The 17,461-nt window shown below is 54.6% G+C and carries 19 protein-coding genes and 1 riboswitch; of the genes, 13 read left to right on the forward strand and 6 right to left on the reverse strand.

The annotated features are described in order from the left end of the window. Positions 1-377: 377 nt before the first annotated feature. The 3 genes from ACFSX3_RS03210 to ytxJ form a co-directional block, all read right to left on the reverse strand. Positions 378-833 carry a hypothetical protein gene (locus ACFSX3_RS03210; protein WP_209993677.1) on the reverse strand — a complete coding sequence of 152 codons (456 nt, stop codon included), beginning with the start codon at positions 831-833 and terminating at the stop codon, positions 378-380. 134 nt (positions 834-967) lie between these two features. Then, a riboswitch (cyclic di-AMP (ydaO/yuaA leader) is annotated at positions 968-1,137 on the reverse strand. A gap of 309 nt (positions 1,138-1,446) precedes the next feature. Then, a complete protein-coding gene (locus ACFSX3_RS03215; RefSeq protein ID WP_076160073.1) occupies positions 1,447-1,689 on the reverse strand; it encodes a glutaredoxin family protein in 243 nt (80 codons plus the stop codon). Then, positions 1,686-2,012 (reverse strand): bacillithiol system redox-active protein YtxJ, encoded by a 327-nt coding sequence (gene ytxJ, locus ACFSX3_RS03220; protein WP_209993678.1) that lies wholly within the window; start codon positions 2,010-2,012, stop codon positions 1,686-1,688. Before ytxJ ends, ACFSX3_RS03215 begins: the two co-directional genes overlap by 4 nt. 227 nt (positions 2,013-2,239) lie before the next feature. On the opposite strand from ytxJ, the gene ACFSX3_RS03225 reads away from it, so the two are divergent. Continuing rightward, complete coding sequence (locus tag ACFSX3_RS03225; protein ID WP_209993679.1) at positions 2,240-2,962, forward strand: SDR family NAD(P)-dependent oxidoreductase; 723 nt, start codon at positions 2,240-2,242, stop codon at positions 2,960-2,962. A gap of 58 nt (positions 2,963-3,020) precedes the next feature. Continuing rightward, positions 3,021-3,656, forward strand: a complete 636-nt coding sequence (locus tag ACFSX3_RS03230; protein ID WP_209993680.1) for a ThuA domain-containing protein — start codon at positions 3,021-3,023, stop codon at positions 3,654-3,656. Between the two features lie 93 nt (positions 3,657-3,749). Here ACFSX3_RS03230 and ACFSX3_RS03235 read toward each other — a convergent pair whose 3' ends face one another. After that, positions 3,750-4,649, reverse strand: coding sequence for a CHAD domain-containing protein (locus ACFSX3_RS03235; RefSeq protein ID WP_209993681.1), 900 nt, complete (start codon positions 4,647-4,649; stop codon positions 3,750-3,752). Positions 4,650-4,874: 225 nt separating this feature from the next. On the opposite strand from ACFSX3_RS03235, the gene ACFSX3_RS03240 reads away from it, so the two are divergent. Then, positions 4,875-5,771, forward strand: coding sequence for a lipoate--protein ligase family protein (locus ACFSX3_RS03240; RefSeq protein WP_209993682.1), 897 nt, complete (start codon positions 4,875-4,877; stop codon positions 5,769-5,771). A 212-nt stretch (positions 5,772-5,983) separates the two neighbouring features. Here ACFSX3_RS03240 and ACFSX3_RS03245 read toward each other — a convergent pair whose 3' ends face one another. Further along, on the reverse strand, positions 5,984-6,766 hold the full coding sequence (locus ACFSX3_RS03245) for a carbon-nitrogen family hydrolase (protein WP_209993683.1): 783 nt from the start codon (positions 6,764-6,766) through the stop codon (positions 5,984-5,986). Between the two features lie 108 nt (positions 6,767-6,874). Between ACFSX3_RS03245 and ACFSX3_RS03250 the strand changes: the two genes are divergently transcribed. The 8 genes from ACFSX3_RS03250 (at position 6,875) to ACFSX3_RS03285 (ending at position 13,984) form a co-directional block, all read left to right on the forward strand. Further along, positions 6,875-7,303 (forward strand): MarR family winged helix-turn-helix transcriptional regulator, encoded by a 429-nt coding sequence (locus ACFSX3_RS03250; protein ID WP_379258097.1) that lies wholly within the window; start codon positions 6,875-6,877, stop codon positions 7,301-7,303. Between the two features lie 43 nt (positions 7,304-7,346). Further along, complete coding sequence (locus ACFSX3_RS03255) at positions 7,347-7,982, forward strand: nitroreductase family protein (RefSeq protein WP_209993685.1); 636 nt, start codon at positions 7,347-7,349, stop codon at positions 7,980-7,982. Between the two features lie 30 nt (positions 7,983-8,012). Further along, entirely contained in the window at positions 8,013-8,309 is a 297-nt protein-coding gene (locus tag ACFSX3_RS03260) for a putative quinol monooxygenase (protein ID WP_209993686.1), read from the forward strand. 301 nt (positions 8,310-8,610) lie between these two features. Beyond that, positions 8,611-10,239, forward strand: coding sequence for a phospholipase D-like domain-containing protein (locus ACFSX3_RS03265; RefSeq protein WP_209993687.1), 1,629 nt, complete (start codon positions 8,611-8,613; stop codon positions 10,237-10,239). 67 nt (positions 10,240-10,306) lie between these two features. Beyond that, a complete protein-coding gene (locus ACFSX3_RS03270; protein WP_209993688.1) occupies positions 10,307-10,687 on the forward strand; it encodes a hypothetical protein in 381 nt (126 codons plus the stop codon). Positions 10,688-10,803: 116 nt separating this feature from the next. Next, on the forward strand, positions 10,804-11,130 hold the full coding sequence (locus ACFSX3_RS03275) for an ArsR/SmtB family transcription factor (protein ID WP_036700195.1): 327 nt from the start codon (positions 10,804-10,806) through the stop codon (positions 11,128-11,130). A 106-nt stretch (positions 11,131-11,236) separates the two neighbouring features. Beyond that, on the forward strand, positions 11,237-13,015 hold the full coding sequence (locus tag ACFSX3_RS03280) for a SulP family inorganic anion transporter (protein ID WP_209993689.1): 1,779 nt from the start codon (positions 11,237-11,239) through the stop codon (positions 13,013-13,015). Between the two features lie 267 nt (positions 13,016-13,282). Continuing rightward, positions 13,283-13,984, forward strand: a complete 702-nt coding sequence (locus ACFSX3_RS03285; protein ID WP_209993690.1) for a DUF1361 domain-containing protein — start codon at positions 13,283-13,285, stop codon at positions 13,982-13,984. Position 13,985: 1 nt separating this feature from the next. Here the strand turns inward: ACFSX3_RS03285 and ACFSX3_RS03290 are convergent, their stop codons facing one another. Continuing rightward, entirely contained in the window at positions 13,986-14,369 is a 384-nt protein-coding gene (locus ACFSX3_RS03290) for an MGMT family protein (protein ID WP_209993691.1), read from the reverse strand. 379 nt (positions 14,370-14,748) lie between these two features. Between ACFSX3_RS03290 and ACFSX3_RS03295 the strand changes: the two genes are divergently transcribed. Both ACFSX3_RS03295 and ACFSX3_RS03300 read left to right on the forward strand, forming a co-directional pair. Then, on the forward strand, positions 14,749-16,296 hold the full coding sequence (locus tag ACFSX3_RS03295) for a spore germination protein (protein WP_379312603.1): 1,548 nt from the start codon (positions 14,749-14,751) through the stop codon (positions 16,294-16,296). Beyond that, the gene (locus ACFSX3_RS03300) at positions 16,293-17,459 is read left to right on the forward strand and encodes a Ger(x)C family spore germination protein (RefSeq protein WP_379312605.1); all 1,167 of its coding nucleotides are present in this window, start codon (positions 16,293-16,295) and stop codon (positions 17,457-17,459) included. The genes ACFSX3_RS03295 and ACFSX3_RS03300 overlap by 4 nt, the downstream gene beginning before the upstream one ends. Positions 17,460-17,461 lie beyond the last annotated feature (2 nt).

Raw genomic sequence — 17,461 nt, forward strand, 5'->3', positions numbered from 1 at the left:
AGCGAATGCATGGCACGCTGGGGTATCTTTCCCCCGCCCGATTCGCTAAGCAGTTTACGACGGCATCCGTTGCGTGAGTATCTACTTTCTTGACAGAGGTCCACAGCGGCCCTTATTTCGTGAAAAAGACCGATTAACTCCCCGTTGCGGACTGAGAGGACTTTAAAGGGCTGTGTGGAGCGCAAAATGAGGCGGAATGGGTTAATTAAGCGACTCTCAGTCCGCTTGGCCTTCGGCATGGTCCCATTTGCCGAAATAGCGGATCTGTAGTCCGCATGGCCCGCTATCCATCACCTTCTACCGCATCCGTACCCTAATTCCGCTACATCCAACTCGTTCTGCCGCACTCATGCCTATATCCCATATCTTCCTCAGTCTCATCCCGCCGAAGGGCGGTGGACCGCTGGCAAGGCTGAATGTGCGGCTGCCATCTGTTCGCGTATTCCTCTAAGCCGCGCCTTCAGCTCGGGGATGCTGCACTCCAGGATCTGGCTGATGTCGGGCAGGGGGAGCTGGATGCCGTACCATAAGGCACTGGTAACGTGATCATCCCAGTTAAGCAGCCCAGAAGCGCAGCGGCTACGGTCCCGGGCGAGCACGGCACATTGGCGGATGCACTCTCTGTAGGCAGAAGCAGCAGCGCCGTCTCCTGAGAGGCTGTCCTTCAGCCACAGTGGATGGAGTGCCGCGAAGGTGGCGGTGGTTGCTTGCTCGGCGCGGGCCCCCTTTTCGAGCAGCAGGCAGCTAAGCGCATAGACGGGGCCGCTAGATTGCTGGATGAAGTGGTTGAATCCGGCAGCGCTTGCTGCCTTGGGCGATAAGGGGTCAGGCATGTGGTCACGTTCCTTCCTGAATCTGTACTTTAGTGTTCATTCCAGCGCGCAAAAAACCGCAGGACAGAGGAGGACCTCTGCCTGCGGTTTTGGGTATAAGGCGTTAGACGCCTAGCGCAAAATCGTGGCGGATCTGGCTCTCTCTTAGCGCTTACGGGGTTAGCTGTCGGATTCGGACGGTGAGAGTCGCCCTACCTGCCGGAGACTTGCGCGTGGCATTCTCCTTCGGATTCACCCCAAGTCGGCCTGACGGCCGGATGGTTCCCCCGTTTTCCACATGACGGAAATTCAGCGTGCAATGCATATGCTCATTTTCATGATTGCGTTCATTTGCTTTCAACACGAATCATACTCTGTTCAGAGGGGGTTTGTAAAAATGGAAAAGAGTGCTATTCGACTTGTTTTCAGCAAATGGCTGAATGGCTGTGCATAGTGAAGCCAAAACTCATATATATAGCAGATTATCTGCCATTTATCTCGCTCAAGCGCTGTTTTTTATTTTTGGCAGACGGCAGTGGGGAGGAAGGGTCCCCATCTATCGTCGCCGCCTACCTCTATGAATCGCAATAAAAAAGGCGCTGCTCCTGTTGAGAAGACAGCACCTTTACATATATTACAGAACAGCAGCATCCATAAGCTCCTGAAGCTCAGGAAGATTGAAGCCCTTGACCGCCCGGTCCCCGGATACGGTGACTGGAATGCCCATGAAGCCCAGCTTTTCCACTTCTTCCTGGTAGACGGAGCTTGTCATCACATCCCGGACCTCGAAGGGAATGCCCTTGCTCTCAAGCAACTGCTTGACCTGATTGCATTCGCTGCAGCCGGAGGTTGAATAGACAATTACGTTCGCGCTCATTGTTCCACTGCTTCCTTTATCGCTTTTTGGGTAATCTTCCAGTGTGAGGTGTTCCAGCGGACTTCGCTGTCCTCCAGCAGGAAAATCTGCGGGGATTCATGCTTGATCCCTAAATCCTCAGCAATCTGGTTGGAGACAGGACGGTCTTCGATCACATGGACCACGGCTGCAGGAGTATCTGAATGCTGTGCATAGGCCTGGAATTCCTCGTTGGCCTTGGCGCTGATCGGACAGGTGGTGCTGTGCTTGAAGAGCAGTTTTTTGCCAGGCTGCCCGATATATTGCTCTAGTTCTTCCTTAGTGTGAATTTGTTGAATAGACATCAGAGGATCACCTTCCTGGGTAAGAGTTAATGAAACCTGTTGTCAACAATTGTGTTGTTAACAACTATTATTCATGATTGTAGCATAGTTCAAAATTAAAGCAAAAGAAAGTTCACCATAGCCTGCCCCTCCCTTGCGGGATGTTGTTAACGGCCGGTGGCCGTGCTAATGTGAGAGGGATGAACCAAGGCTCGGTGCATATTGATGCAGATATGAGGGGGGAGCTCATGAAAAGGGTTGCGTGTGTCACCGGGGCTGATCGTGGACTCGGATTGTACCTTGTTCGCTCTCTTTTGGAGAGTAAGTACATGGTGTTTGCCGGACAGTATTCGCCGGATCAGGCGGCACTGGAAGCTTTGAAAGCGCAATACCCGGATAGCCTGAGGCTGGTCCCTCTCGATATCGGCAGTGCAGGGAGTGTGAAGGAAGCCGCGCGGAGTATTGCCGGAAGTACAGGGCACCTTGATATGATTATCAATAACGCCGGGATTATCCACCGGTCGGATGATGCAACGGTGCTCGTGGATATGGATGATGAAGCGATGGCGCATATTTATAACGTGAACACGCTGGGGGCGCTGAGGGTAAGCAACGCATTGATGGGTTTACTGCTGCAAGGCCGGCAGCGTCTGGTGGTTAATATCTCGTCGGAGGCTGGCAGCATTGGGCGGAACAAGCGGATTAATATGTATGGCTATTGTATGTCGAAGGCCGCGCTTAATATGCAGTCCTCGCTGCTGCACAATCATCTGCGTACGATGGGCGGACAGGTGATGGTGTTCCATCCCGGCTGGCTGCAGACCTATATGAACGGGGAGAAGGATGCGAAGGCGCCTGTAACTCCTGAAGAATCGGCAGGCAAGATTATGACGATCGTTCATAACCATAAGATGTATCTGGCTGAAGAACCGGCTTATATCGATCTGGACGGCAATCTCTGGCCCTGGTGACACGAATATTCAGGACAGGCTAAATTGGCTAACTTGGCAAAAGAGAGGTGTGCATATCATGTCTTCCTATAAAGCATTGGCGTTCGGCAGCTATACCGAAGTGAAGTATCATCCCTTCCAGGGGGTAGACCGTGAGCTGGAGCAGCTCCTTGAACCGGAGTTCCAGGTGGTCTCTACGGAGGATTACGGACGGATGAACAAGGCAGAGCTGGCAGAATGCAGGCTGGTGGTCTCCTATACGGAATTCTCCGAAGATAAGTTACCCGCTGAGCAGAGCGGGGCCTTACTCGCTTATGTGGCTGGCGGCGGGGGGCTGCTTGTCGTGCACAACGGCATTTCCCTACAGCGTAATCAGGAGCTTGGGGCGATGCTTGGTGCCCGGTTCACCCACCATCCGGCGTTCACGGCGCTAGAGATGAAAGTGACTGCGCCGGAGCACCCGATTATGGAGGGGATCTCTGATTTTGTGATAGAGGATGAGCCTTACTATTTCGAGCAGCATCCCCACTTCGAGACAACGGTGCTGGCCGAATATCCTCATGACGGAGCGATGAGACCGGCGGCATGGTGCCATACCTTCGGCGAAGGCCGGGTGGTCTATCTGATGCCTGGGCACCATCTGCCATCCTTTTCCTCAGAGCCGCTGCGCCGGATGATCCGCAGAGGCGGATTATGGGCTGCCGGAATGCTATAGCATGTGACGCTAATGATAAAAGGCAGGATACCGCTTGGATAACATGCGGTGTCCTGCCTTTGTGTATAGGATGGGATGATCAGCTATGATGCCCTATTTTGGGGGCTCAGTATCAGCAACAGGGACGACCTCGTTCTGATGGAGAGCTTCCAGTACCTCTGCCCGCAGCGTATCGGTGAAGGCGGCCCAGACTTTTTTGCCGACATCCAGCTTTTCGCGTCCAATCGATTGCAGCGTCTCCAGCCATACCCGCTTGTCATTAATGAGTCCGAGCTGGTCCTGAATGTCCTTATAGAAGGCTTCATGGGCGTGGAATTTCTGATCCAGCGCAAAAGCAGCCGCATTCGCCGTATACCGCAGTTCCTTGGCGGCAATCCGCAGCTCATGAAGAGCTTCGAAGGCTTCCTGCGTTTCGGCTGCCGGACCCTTGAATAGGGTTTTGCAGGCTTTTTTCTTCTGTTCAAAGGCGACTTCAAGCTCGCGCATGGCGACATTGGCGTCTTTTTTGGCAGCTAGGGGCTCAAGCCCGGTCTCGATAAAAGGTGTCCACAGCGCTTCGAGTGCTTGGCCGGACAGCTTGGGCAGTGCCTTCTTTAGCTTCTTACGGGACGCCTTGCGTGTGTCCTTCTGGTGTCCGATGACCGCCTTCAGCAGCTTGGCAGTCTTCTTATCGCCCGCCGCCTTCGCCGCCTTGCGCCGGGCCTCAAAGGACCCGATCAGCACATCTGCATCACGGACCCTGCCGAGCTTCTTCTGGGCCTGCTTGAAGCTGTCATACAAGTCTGCCGTTGCAGTATGGCCCGGATCAAGAATGGACAACAGGGTCAGCAGCTTGCGGCTATTGACTCTGGCCTGATGAATATCCTCATCGTTGAACCCTTTGCGTGCATCCTTGCTGTAGTCCTGAAAATTAATGTACAGCTTGTTCATGGCCTGTTCCCATTGCCTGGATTTACTTAGTTGCCTGTGCATTGCCTGTGGTTCGGTTGTCATGCAGCATCACTCCTAGAGGTTGTGTATAGCATGAGCTTATGCGCGAATCTTATGGCTGGTATATTCTTCTGTACTACATTAAGGATAACGGGTTCGCTCCGCCATTTCAAATCCGTAAGGGGATACACTGCTGGTTGTACGGTGCGGGGAGAGATCGGTTACAATGTGAATAGTTAACGGAGTTAAGATTAGCGCAGGTCTTAATAGATAGAAAGGGGAATCAGCATGCGGAGTGAACCTTATGATGTATTGGAGAACGGGGCGGCAGGAAGGCTGCCGGAGCAGATGGTCCTCTTCACGCATACCGGCGGTGAATCAGGGGATGAGGCATCTGCTGAGGATATGCTGATTCCGTTTGCTTTTGAAGAGGTGCTGTGCCGTGATGTCGGGGCCGGGAGGGTCCCGCCGGTGCTGCATCTCTGGAGCCACCCCGGCGGAGTCGCGCTGGGGCTGCGGGACAGTAAGCTGCCCCGCGCAGCAGAGGCGATGCAGGCGCTGGAGCAGCAGGGCATCCGTACGGCGGTCCGCCATTCGGGCGGCGCTGCGGTGCCGCTGGATGCGGGAGTGATCAACGTGTCCCTGCTGCTGCCGAAGCCTGCGGGCAAGCTGGACTTCCACGATGATTTCCGGCTGCTGGCTTCGGTGATTACCGAAGCGGTAGCTGCGGGCCATCCGCAGGCAGCGGCGCAAATCCGGGCAGAAGAAGTCACCGGGTCGTATTGCCCCGGTGACTTCGACCTGGCGATCGGCGGCCGCAAGTTCTGCGGCATCGCCCAGCGCAGACAGAGCAGCGCGTACTTCGTCCACGCGTTCGTGATTGTGTCAGGCTCGGGGCTCGCGAGGGGAGAGCGTATCCGCCGCTTCTATCAGGATGCAGCGGACGGCGATGCCTCCCTGGATTATCCGCGTGTGCGGCCGGAGACCATCGCCGCACTCGCGGAGCTGGGCGGCCCGTCTTCGGCGGCCGAGTTCACCGCGGGTATCCGGCAGGCGCTTGCCGGCCGGGGAACCTGCCTGCTGCCGGCGGAGCTGCTGCAGCAGGAGAACGGCTACAGCCTGCGGTACAGCGACCCGCAGGTGCTGGAAGCAGCGCTTATGCTGCGCGAGAGGTACGCCCGCTGAAGCGGGCTGCGGCTACTGGCGGCAGGCTGGAGTATGCGCGTCCGAATGCATGCGGAAAACAGGATACATTGTGCGCGTCCGAATGTATGCGAAAAACAACATACAATGTGCAGGTCCGGGTGTGCGCGGGCCAGAGACAGTCCAAGAGGATGAACGCGGGGGCAAGAGATGCAGCCCCCCGCGATCATCCTCTACATTCCAATCGTCCCCAACTACATATACAACTCCGGACGCCGGTCCGCGAAGACCGGGATCTGTCCCCGTACCTCCCGGACCCGGGCGAGGTCAAGCTCGCCGCTGAGGATCTCTTCGCTGCCGGAGGCCTCGCTGACAATCTCGCCCCAAGGATCGATGATCATTGAATGTCCAGCGAAGGTATTCGCCGGATCAGCTCCCGCCCGGTTACATGCTACGACGTAGCATTGGTTCTCAATCGCCCTGCTGACCAGCAGCGCCCGCCAGTGAGAGAGGCGGGGAAGAGGCCATTCCGCGCTGATGAACAGGATCTCGGCCCCTGCGGCCATATGGACGCGGACCCATTCCGGGAACCGGATGTCGTAGCAGATCAGCCCGGCGCAGGAGATACCGTCCAGTGTGAATAGTCCCTTGGCCGCGCCGGGCTGGAGGTAGAGATGCTCCTCCATCAGCTTGAACAGATGCAGCTTGCTATACTCCCCGGTGCACGCCCCGCTGCGGTCAAAGACATACATACTGTTCGTTATGCCGCCGCTCTCCTGCCTGACCGCAATGGAGCCAGCGACGATATTCACTCCATTTTCCCGCGCCAGACCTGACATTAAGGCACCGGTGGTCTGTCCGCCAGGGTCGGCGATTTCGCCCAGACGGGTCAGGTCATATCCCGTTGTCCATAGCTCGGGAAGGATAATGCAGTCCGGACTGCCAGCGGCAGCCTCACGAATTTTGCGCTCAGCGGCAGCATAATTCACCTCCGGTTTGCCAAATGCTATATCGAGCTGAATCAGGGCTATTTTCATACAGGCAGCCACCTCCAAAAATTATTAGTTGACGGGTCAATGAATTGGGTGTAAAGTATGTTTTGTCGAAAAGGTTTTGCACAATTTATTTGCGTGAGGGGGTTAATCTTGAGCGAAGTTCAGCCCGATGAACATAAGATCTTCGAACTGCTACAGGCCCTGCACAAAGAAATCGGCCCCAAATTCGAGCGCTGTGCCGGCATGACTCCAACCCGCTTCAGGCTGCTGCAAGAGCTGTACCGGATTTCCGAGATCAGTCAGATTTCCCTGCAAAAGCTTCTGGAAATCGACCCAGCAGCGGTTACCCGCCACTTAAAAGGGCTTGAGGAGAACGGGATGATCGCCCGCCGCAACAATCCAGCCGATAATCGGGTGACTCTCGTCTCCCTGACTAGTCAAGGCCGGGAGCATATTAATGCCTACCGGGAGAATAAGACCCAGTTCATCGGTGATCTGCTGGCCGGATTCAATGAACAGGAGCGAAACGAACTCGCAGAGATGCTTACCCGGCTGCAATATAATATTAATGTACTGTAGCCGGCACCTATAATCAAACCATTTTAAAAGGAGCTAATTATTCATGAACACTACCAAAAACAATGATTACATCAGCATTATTACAGGACGCCGCTCGATCCGCAAATATGATCCATCGGTTAAAATCAGCAAAGAGGAAATGACAGAGATTCTTACAGAAGCTACGCTGGCCCCTTCTTCCGTGAATATGCAGCCTTGGCGTTTTGTGATCATCGAAAGCCCGGAAGCCAAAGCCAAGCTGGCGCCTATTGCCAAGTTCAACCAGCTTCAGGTCGAAACCTCCGCAGCCATGATTGCCGTATTCGGTGATTTGAAGAACTTCGATTATGCTGAAGAAATCTACGGAACTGCAGTAGAACGTGGACTTATGCCTGCCGAAGTCAAAGAAAGACAACTAGCTGCTCTCGGCGCGCACTTCGCCAATCTGCCGGCCGATATTAACAGAGAGACAGTCATGATTGACGGCGGTCTGGTCTCCATGCAACTGATGCTGTCCGCCCGCGCACACGGGTATGACACCAATCCGATCGGCGGATTTGAAAAGGATCAGATCGCTGAAATGTTCGGTATGGACAAAGAGCGCTACATTCCGGTTATGCTGATCTCGATCGGCAAAGCGCTGGATGAAGGCTACGCCTCCGTCCGTCTGCCAATCGACAAGATCGCCCAGTGGAAATAAGCTCAACTTAAACTCAGGAGGAATAAACGAATGTTAATTATCCATGCGCTGCTTCATGTGAATCCTGCACGGGAGGAAGAATTCCTGGCCACAGCGAAGCCGCTGATTGCTGCCACGCACGAAGAAGAAGGGAACCTGTCCTACGAGCTGTATAAGCATGCAGCAGACGGAAGTCTCTATATTATGGTTGAGACCTGGCGTGACCAGGCCGCCGTTGCCGCTCACAACACAAGCCCCCACTTCACCGGCTTCGCCGCCAAAGCGGGAGAGTTCCTGACCGCACCGCTCGATGTTAAGGTGTATAGCGCAGAGGAATTGAGCAAATAATTACGAATTAAGCGGTTCACCCAATACGATCTGGAATCCCGGGATGCTGCGGCAGTCTAATGACTGCTGCGGCATCCTTTTTATTGAAATATAAGAATTTATATGTTTCACATAATAAGTTTTCCTTCTATTTCTCGCTGAAACGGTACCGTCCTTTAAAAGGACGGCATAGCCGTTTCCACTTGCTAAGTGCCATACCGTTTATAAAACGTACAAGCGGGGTATCTTACCTTACTCTCACTTGGATTGTCATTTGCTGGCGAAGCAAGGCGGGGGGAAGGACGAAGGAGATGAAGACAGCATGACTAGTGTACATAACAATCACGGGTTAACCTCAATCCCTGCTGCTGCCGAGCGGGACGGGCAGCTTCAGCAGGATCTCATAGATTACGTGAATTATCATATTTCGGGCGGCTCCCTGGCCTCGCTTACCGAAGGCGCGAAGGAGGCTGAGCCGGCGTTTACCCCTCTTTTGCAAAGTGATACCGCGCGCGCTTACCGGCAGGAGTGCGGGGGCGTCATAACGGATATGCAGCAGCTCGGGCAGCTGCCGGGTATAAGCCAGGAATGGCTTAATCAGCTCGCGGATACAGTTGCGGGACTCGATTCCGGTAAGCTCAGAGCTCTGGCCCCGCAGACCACCCGGCATAACCGGGTAGATCCTTATGTGAACGGGCCGCAGTGCCTGGACATGCTGCTCGGCGAGATCCGCAAGGCTGAACGTTACATTCATCTATCCGTGATGCTGTTCTTCAATGACCATTCGGGGAACCTTATCGCTGCTGAGCTGCTTCATGCGCTTGAGCGCGGCGTCGAGGTTAGAATCATGGTGAATTATACGGTCACTGCGCTCGGATACGGCCAGAATCTGGAGGTGGGGCAATTCTCCACAATTGCCGGGCGTCTGGAGCAGGCGGGTGCGAGGCTGCTGGATACCTTCCACTCCTATTACGGTGCGGAGGAATGGGCTGCGAAGCGTAAGGTGCTGAAGTCACAGGGCGTGCCTGAGAGCATCCTTTTTCTGCAGGATAAGGTTCAGGAGGATGTGGAAGTGACCGGGCTGAATGTGATTGACCACCGCAAATTCATGATTATAGACGGAATAACTTCCGTTATCGGCAGTCTGAATATCGGGGACCAGTATACCTTTGCCACCCCCATTCAGGAAGCCCCGGACCGGCAGGTGGATGGACGTCCGCTCGGTATACCCGCGAAGGAAGAGGAATGGCATGACGGCTGCTTCCGCATTCAGGGGGCTGTGGCCCAGTCGCTGAACGCTGTTTTTCACTCCAGATGGTTGCTGCTCGGGGGAGATCACTTTGACCTTGCGTCACCCTTCTATCGTCCTGCGGTAGACTATGCATTCGGGGAGGAGGAGTGCACGCTCTTCGCGAGCTTTCCCGGCAACCCGGTCAACCTGATTCAGCAATATATTCTGGATGTGATCACCTATGCGGCCGATGAGACCGTTATTGTGAATCCCTATCTGATCGATCAGGCCTTCTGGGACCGGCTGGGAGAAGTGGGGCCGGAGCGCGCCTGCCATCTCGCCATCTGCAATCCGCTGGAGGTTAACGATCATCCGACAAACCGGGCGGCGGTGCGCAGCAACATGTACGTTCCCTTTTGTAATGGCGTATCCTTCTATGATTATAGTGCGACTGAACGCTTCTCCCACTGGAAAATCATCTACGACCACAGAGCGCAGGCGGTATTTCACGGCTCTTATAATATTAATGAACGGAGTGCCTGCCATGATTACGAGCTGGGCCTGCTGGTGAAGGGCAGAAGTCTCGCGGAGAAGGTGAAGCGCATAATTGATTATGACCTCAGTGTCTCCCGCAAAATCACCGACAAACACGAGTTCTTCAAGCATCCATGGCTGCATCCCAGCACGTATCTGAACAAAGCAACGCAGAATTACACCTGATATCCTCTCCGGCGACTGGTCATGTATAATGACGTTATACCAATGAACGAAGATGGAGCTAATGAAGATGAACATACAGATTCTTGGACAAGGTCCCCGGACCGGGGAAATCAGATTCGCGGCAGCGGAATGGGGGGAAGCCAGAGCCATTTGGTGCGGACCGCCTGTTCAGCCGGGAGAGGAATGGGAAGCTGAATGGGAGCTGCCGGCGCTATTCATGAGCTGGGTCGATATTGTGCCGGCTCCCGGCGGTGCCTTTGGCCTGCGCATTGAAGGGGAGACGGTCATCCTGACGGGCGTGCTGGAAAATATAGAGGAGGACGGCACGGGTTATCTGCGGATTGGCCGCGACCTGATCATGTTCGAATGCCTGGGCGAACCGATGGCGCTGGGCGGTTTCGTCGAGCTGAGGACCCGTGAAGCCAGGCTGTATCCGGTGAATCTGTAGGGGCCGCAGAGCCCCGGGCGGACGAATGATTTCCTGCCCCGGCATAGCCACCTTCAAGCAAATGAGCTAATATAATATAGATTGAAACAAGTAACAGCATAAGGAGTAGAAGTCTGATGAACAGCGATATTCAACAATTTAAGACGGAATTCTTCAAGGCGCTGGCTCACCCGATGCGGATTCGGATTCTGGAGCTGCTTAGCGAAGGCGAGAAGAATGTGAACGAGCTGCAGGCGATCCTGGGCTCGGAAGGCTCTGCTGTATCCCAGCAGCTGGCCGTCCTCCGGGCCAAAAATGTGGTCACCAGCGTCAAGGAAGGGACCACTGTCATCTATGCCCTCCGTGATCCTCTGATCAAGGAGCTTCTGGCTGTAGCCAGGCAGATTTTCGACAATCATCTGGTGAGTACCATTTCCCTGCTTGAAGGCATCCGCAGCGAATAACCCCGGCCTCCGGGGGCGGATTACCCCGTTGACAAGAGCAGCGGGCAGGAGTAATGTGGGTATTATATTCAAATAATCAGATATTCAGAGAAAAGAAGGTTATAGGATGACAGGGTGGGGCCGTTTCAAAGGCTATAACATTGCTTCGCTGCGCAAGGATATCATTTCAGGGACAATCGTCGGCGTTATTGCCATCCCGCTCGGGATGGCATTTGCTATTGCTTCCGGTGTGAAGCCGGAGTACGGAATTTATACAACTATTGTGGCCGGCATACTGATTTCCTTATTCGGCGGGACCAAGTTTCAGATTGGCGGGCCTACGGGAGCATTCATTCCTATTTTGTTCGCCATTGCGATGCAGTACGGGTATGAGAATCTGCTGATTGCCGGAATGATGGCCGGGGTGATTCTTGTCGTGATGGGTGTTCTGCGGCTGGGGGTATTGATTAAGTTCATTCCGAAGCCGGTGACCATTGGCTTCACGGCCGGGATTGCCGTTATTATTTTCAGCGGGCAGATTGCGAACTTCCTTGGCCTGAGGGATATGAAGCGGCATGAGAGCTTTATAGACAATATGAAGGAGATCGGGGCGCATCTCTCCACAATCAACCTGTACAGTATTCTGACTGCGGCGGCCTGTCTGGCTGTAGTGGTGCTGGGCATGAGGTTTGCCCCGAAGGTGCCGGGTTCCCTGATCGGACTTCTGTGCGCTACGCTCATCGCCGCCCTGTTCTTCAGCGGTAAGGTGACCACTATCGGTTCTGCTTACGGGGATATCCCGAATACACTCCCGAGCTTTCACTTTCCGCTCATTACCTGGGAGAAGATCAAGCTGCTGATCCGCCCTGCGTTTATCATTGCCATGCTGGGGGCCATTGAGTCGCTGCTCTCCGCAGTAGTAGCGGACGGCATGTCGGGCGACCGCCATGACAGCAACCGTGAGCTGATCGGCCAGGGGGTCGCCAATATCGCCGCGCCGCTCTTCGGCGGGATACCGGCTACCGGCGCGATTGCCAGAACCGCTACCAATATCCGCAGCGGTGCCGCTTCCCCGCTCTCCGGGATCATTCACGGTGTGGTGGTGTTCCTGATTCTGCTGCTGTTCGCTCCGTACGCCTCCAGCATTCCACTGGCAGCGATGGCGCCGATTCTGATGGTTGTAGCCTGGAATATGAGTGAACGCAAGGAATTCCTCCACCTGCTGAAGCTGAAGACTGGGGATTCGCTGGTGCTGGCGATTACCTTCCTGCTGACGGTATTCGCCGATCTGACAGTGGCGGTAGAGGTGGGGCTGATCTTGGCCGTTGTCCTCTTCGTCAAGCGTATGGGCGAGGTGCATAGAATCTCCAAGGTGCTGCCTGACCCGTCTTCCGTCAAGGTCGAGGCCCATATGGTAACAGAGAGCCACGACTGTCCGCAGATCGGAATCTACAATGTGGAGGGACCGCTGTTCTTCGGAGCCGCTTACCGCTTCGACCAAACCATGCCCGAGCTCGGCCCGGATCAGCCTAAGCTCATCCTGCTGCGTATGGGCAAGGTGCCGCTGATGGATACGACAGGCGAGGCCAATCTGGCGGCCCTGGTGAAGGAGCTGCAGGCCGCTGGCGGCAGGCTGATGATCTCAGGCATCCAGAGTCAGCCACTGGAGCTGCTGAAGAAGACAGGACTATACGACCGGATCGGGCCAGCCCAGTTCTATGATCATACCGGCGAAGCGATCAATGATGCGCTGGGAAGCGTGAATCCCAGCCGTTGCCGGGGCTGCGAACATGCGGCCTTCAGAGAATGCAGCGCCCTCTCGGGGCTGGAGGAATCCGCGTCGCGCAGCGCTGCATTCAAGGGGCGTACTCCGGCGGTGGCCCGCAAGCTTAGCGGCGGGGTATAACCCGCGCAATCCGGGGCTAAGAAGGATAACAAATGCTGCCGCTTAGCGGCCAGTCCGCAGGCTCCGCAATTGCAGTTCCCTTTTAACTTCACACCAGCAGTGCTGTCCTTCTTGGGCGGTACTGCTTTTTTATTCTTAAGGAAAGGTGTATGGGGAAAACCGAATACAATGCGCAGCGTGAGGGTACAGCACCAATATTGGACACTCCCGCCCCATATTTGTACAATTACATCATTGGACTATATCAAGGTAAGGAGATTATCCTTCATGAAAGAACTGAATTATACCAAGGTCTTCATCCTTCTGGCTGCTATGACAGCGGCAACACTTGCGGTATACCGCGTGGTTTCGCTGCAGACGGATACGTTCTATGCCTTTCTGCTCTGGAATCTGTTTCTGGCCTGGGTGCCGTTCTTCTTCTCCATGGCCGCGCATGAGCTGGATAAGCGGAAGATCGGGGGGCTGCTGATTTTGCCGCTGGGCGTAGCCTGGCTGCTGTTTTTTCCGAATGCGCCTTATATTATGACCGATCTGATCCATCTGACTGTCCGCAAAAGCAAGTATATCGTCGGCGGAACGATCCAGAACCGGTACTGGTATGATCTGATCACCCTCCTCCTGTTCACCTGGAGCGGCTGGCTGACTGGATTCTTCTCCCTGTACCAGTTCCAGCACGTGATCTACCGGAAAAGCAACATGCTGCTCTCGTGGGCCTTCGTCCTGTTCGCCTGTGTCATGGGCGGCTACGGCGTCCTGCTCGGCAGAGTCTACCGGCTGAACAGCTGGGATGTGCTGACGGACCGCCATCAGCTCTACCGGCTGGTCATGGACAGTCTGAACCGGCAGTCTGTGTTCTTCAGCCTGTTCGTCGCGTTTGTACTGCTGGTGATCTATGCCACGATGTACTGCCTGCTGAACGGGCTGGCGGACGGGAGCCGCAGGAGTTATTCCAAGAGCGGAGGAAGATAGGTTAAGCGTCCTCCTCATCGCCGAGTTCAGGCTCCATCTCGATCTCCATATCCAGCTCCATGTCCAGCTCCAGCTCAAGAACAGGAACATACTGGTAGCGCTCCAGGTCAACCACACCCCGTTCATCGAAGATAACGCCCTCTCCGGTTAAATATAGCTGCTGTAGGGAGGCGGATTCGTCTTCTGTGAGCGAGATCATTCCTTTGGCGTTGATGACCCTGTGCCACGGCAGCTTGTACTTCCTGCTCATGGAGTGCAGGATGCGCACGACCTGCCGGGCCGCCCGGGGACTTCCAGCCACCCGGGCAATTCCGCCGTAGGTCATGACGGAGCCTTCCGGGATCGATTGAATGATGAGGATAACTTTTCGCGTGAATGGTGTCATCTTACGGGCTCCTTACTGTTCGTTCTCTGTCAATAACAATACTGTACTAACCATAACATAAAGCGGCTGCTGCAAGCAGCTTGTGCCGGAGGAAGCAGCGGCTGGCGAATATCATATGAAGCTTGGCGTAAGTCAGCCCCTCTTTTGCAGAGCGGGCTAATTTGTTGTGCCGTTCAAGGGCCGGACGGCTTCGGCTCAAATATAAGAATGTATATGTTTTACGCTATACATTATCCTTCTATTTCTCGCCGAAACGGTACCGTCCTTTAAAAGGACGGCAAAGCCGTTTCCACTTGTTCCATGCAGCAAATTCTGGCGAATAAGAGTTAGAGAGACGGGGGATAATCAGAGCAATAGATCTCTGACAGGAGTGATAGCGGTGAAGAACAAGCATTCTGCACTGAACAGTGAAGCTGCCGGTACCCTGTCTGCCCATCCTCCGCTAAGCCCTTCGCTGGAGGAGACGGTGGGGCGGCTGCGGAAGATTTTCAATAACGACGGGACACTGAGAGTAAGGATCATGGAGAACAGCCAAGGCGCTCCCGTCCGCTGCGGATTAATCTATGTCGATGGAATGGTGGACCGGAATCTGATTCAGACGGGGATCATCAAGCCGATATTGGCTTACCAGCCCGCAGAGGAAGAGCACCGGGACCCTAAGGTTCTGATGGAGAGAATCCGGTTGACTGTCATTGATACCCCAGATGTCATGGTCTCCGAGGAGTTGGATGGACTGATCGGGGCGGTCGTCAGCGGGAAGGCAGTGCTGCTGCTGGAAGGTTATGCCGGAGGGCTTATCATCAATGTTCAGGGATGGGACTCCAGGGCGATAGAAGAGCCTACTACGGAAAAAGCAGTGCGCGGCCCCCGTGAGGGCTTCACCGAATCGCTGCTTGTGAATCTGACCCTGATCCGCCGAAGGGTGCGCGACCCGGATCTGAAAATTGAATTCACCGAAATCGGAACACGCAGCAAGACGCAGACCTGTATCTGCTATATGGGGAGTCTGGCCTCTCCCGATATTATTAAGGAGCTGTATGACAGGCTGGAGAAGGTGGAGCTTGATCTGATTCTGGACACGGGTTATCTGGCCGAGCTGATCCGTGACGAGCCCTACTCTCCGTTTGAAACCGTTGGAAGTACCGAACGGCCGGACACACTTGTGAGCAAAATCATGGAGGGGCGGGTTGCGCTTCTCATCGAAGGCACCCCTTTTGCGCTGACAGTTCCTTATGTATTCGTTGAGAACTTCCAGGCCAGTGAGGATTATTATATCAACTATTATTTTGCATCGTTTAACCGTGTGCTTAGAGTGTTGGGCGCCTTCATGTCGATCAGTATCCCGGCCGGTTATATTGCCCTTGTAACCTATGCCCAGGAGATGGTCCCCACTCTGCTGCTGCTTAGTATTGCGACTGCCAGGCAATCGGTACCTTTTCCAACCATTGTTGAAGCGCTGCTTATGCTGACCATCTTCGAGGTGCTGCGGGAAGCGGGGGCACGGATACCGACATCGATTGGCCAGGCAGTAAGCATTGTCGGGGCGCTGGTGCTGGGCCAGGCTGCCGTGGATGCGCGGATTGTCAGTGCGCCGATGGTTATCGTGGTGGGATTGACAGGGATAACGACCCTGCTGAATCCACGGCTGACCGGGCCGCTGATCATCGCCAGACTGGCGCTGCTGGGTACCACCTTCTTCCTGGGCCTCTACGGGTATTTCTTCGGTCTGCTCGGTCTGGTCATTCATCTGATGAGCCTACGCTCCTTCGGCGTCTCTTATATGCTTGGGGTAGGCTCGATCCGGCCGCAGGATATTAAGGACACCGCTGTCCGTGCGCCCTGGTGGGATATGAATTTGCGTCCGGCGGTGATTGGAATGCGAAACCGGAGACGGAAGCCGTCCAAGAGACCGGCCAAGCGGTCATGAGGTCCCTGCGAAGAGGAATCGCCTCTCTTAGCTCACTACTGCTGCTGCTGCTGCTGCTGAGCCTGGGACTCACCGGCTGCTGGAATTATGCCGAGGTGGATGATATGGCGATTGTAGCCGGAGTGGCCATTGATAAGAATGAGGATGGGAAGCTGCTGCTTACAGCAGAGATTGTGGATACAGGAGGGTCGGCAGACAAGGCTCAGGCGGGCTACAAGATGGTCAGCCTCAGCGGAAATACGATGTTTGAAATCGTCCGCAATCTGATCTCTATAACGGGCAAGAAGCTGTTCTGGAGCCATGCCAAGGCGATTATTTTCAGTGAGGAGGCAGCCAAGGAGGGCCTGATCCAAGTCATTGACTGGTACAGCCGGGATACGGAGACACGTTCAGATGTGTTCATCTTTGTGTCAGGAGAGAAGACGGCCCGCGAGGTTCTTAATCTGAACAGTACCACGGAAGCCATCCTGTCCTTTGAATTGGCCCAGATGATGCGTGATGAGAAGTATACGAACATCGCCCCGGCTGTGGAGATATGGGATTACATCGATAAGCTGGAGACTTCAGGGATCAATGCGACCGCACCAGTCATTCATATTCATCAAAAAAACGGTGAGCAGATCGTAAGGGTGTCAGGTACCGCCGTATTCGTGAAGGACCGGATGGTGGGTAAACTGAGCGGCGATGAGACGAAGACGATGCTAATGGTCAAAAATGTACTGCAGGGAGGGGTGCTGGCTGTGGATGATAAGCGGGGGAATCCGGCGTATTCCCTGGAGATTGTCTCCAGTCAAACCAAGCTGAAGCACAAAATGGTGGATGGCAAGCTCCAGATGCAGATCCGTACTGTAACCAAGACAGGGCTGGATGAGGTTATGACACCGGATGGATTCTTTAAAGATGAGACTGTTCAGGATATTGAGCACAGGGCCGCTGAGCGGCTGCAGGCAGATATTCTTACGTTAGTTCACAAGATGCAGCAGCAATACGATGCTGATATTTTTGGCTTTGGCGAGAGCCTGTACGAGAATCAGCCCAAGCTCTGGGCGGAGGTGAAGGATCATTGGCCTGAGGTCTTTGCCGATCTTGAAGTGAACGTCCAGTCTAAGGTGACGATACAGAGCAGTGCCAAGACTTCACGGGCCATCCGGCTGGGGGATTAAAT

The sequence above is a fragment of the Paenibacillus rhizoplanae genome (genome assembly GCF_042684125.1).
In the GTDB taxonomy this organism is placed as follows: Bacteria; Bacillota; Bacilli; order Paenibacillales; family Paenibacillaceae; genus Paenibacillus_AQ; species Paenibacillus_AQ rhizoplanae.

Coding starts and splice junctions, on each gene's coding strand:
- ACFSX3_RS03290 (WP_209993691.1), bottom strand. CDS start 14,369: ATGACACCATTCACGCGAAAAGTTATCCTCATCATTCAATCGATCCCG.
- ACFSX3_RS03240 (WP_209993682.1), top strand. CDS start 4,875: ATGCGGAGTGAACCTTATGATGTATTGGAGAACGGGGCGGCAGGAAGG.
- ACFSX3_RS03210 (WP_209993677.1), bottom strand. CDS start 833: ATGCCTGACCCCTTATCGCCCAAGGCAGCAAGCGCTGCCGGATTCAAC.
- ACFSX3_RS03215 (WP_076160073.1), bottom strand. CDS start 1,689: ATGAGCGCGAACGTAATTGTCTATTCAACCTCCGGCTGCAGCGAATGC.
- ACFSX3_RS03225 (WP_209993679.1), top strand. CDS start 2,240: ATGAAAAGGGTTGCGTGTGTCACCGGGGCTGATCGTGGACTCGGATTG.
- ACFSX3_RS03285 (WP_209993690.1), top strand. CDS start 13,283: ATGAAAGAACTGAATTATACCAAGGTCTTCATCCTTCTGGCTGCTATG.
- ACFSX3_RS03300 (WP_379312605.1), top strand. CDS start 16,293: ATGAGGTCCCTGCGAAGAGGAATCGCCTCTCTTAGCTCACTACTGCTG.
- ACFSX3_RS03235 (WP_209993681.1), bottom strand. CDS start 4,649: ATGACAACCGAACCACAGGCAATGCACAGGCAACTAAGTAAATCCAGG.
- ytxJ (WP_209993678.1), bottom strand. CDS start 2,012: ATGTCTATTCAACAAATTCACACTAAGGAAGAACTAGAGCAATATATC.
- ACFSX3_RS03255 (WP_209993685.1), top strand. CDS start 7,347: ATGAACACTACCAAAAACAATGATTACATCAGCATTATTACAGGACGC.
- ACFSX3_RS03270 (WP_209993688.1), top strand. CDS start 10,307: ATGAACATACAGATTCTTGGACAAGGTCCCCGGACCGGGGAAATCAGA.
- ACFSX3_RS03265 (WP_209993687.1), top strand. CDS start 8,611: ATGACTAGTGTACATAACAATCACGGGTTAACCTCAATCCCTGCTGCT.
- ACFSX3_RS03280 (WP_209993689.1), top strand. CDS start 11,237: ATGACAGGGTGGGGCCGTTTCAAAGGCTATAACATTGCTTCGCTGCGC.
- ACFSX3_RS03275 (WP_036700195.1), top strand. CDS start 10,804: ATGAACAGCGATATTCAACAATTTAAGACGGAATTCTTCAAGGCGCTG.
- ACFSX3_RS03245 (WP_209993683.1), bottom strand. CDS start 6,766: ATGAAAATAGCCCTGATTCAGCTCGATATAGCATTTGGCAAACCGGAG.
- ACFSX3_RS03260 (WP_209993686.1), top strand. CDS start 8,013: ATGTTAATTATCCATGCGCTGCTTCATGTGAATCCTGCACGGGAGGAA.
- ACFSX3_RS03230 (WP_209993680.1), top strand. CDS start 3,021: ATGTCTTCCTATAAAGCATTGGCGTTCGGCAGCTATACCGAAGTGAAG.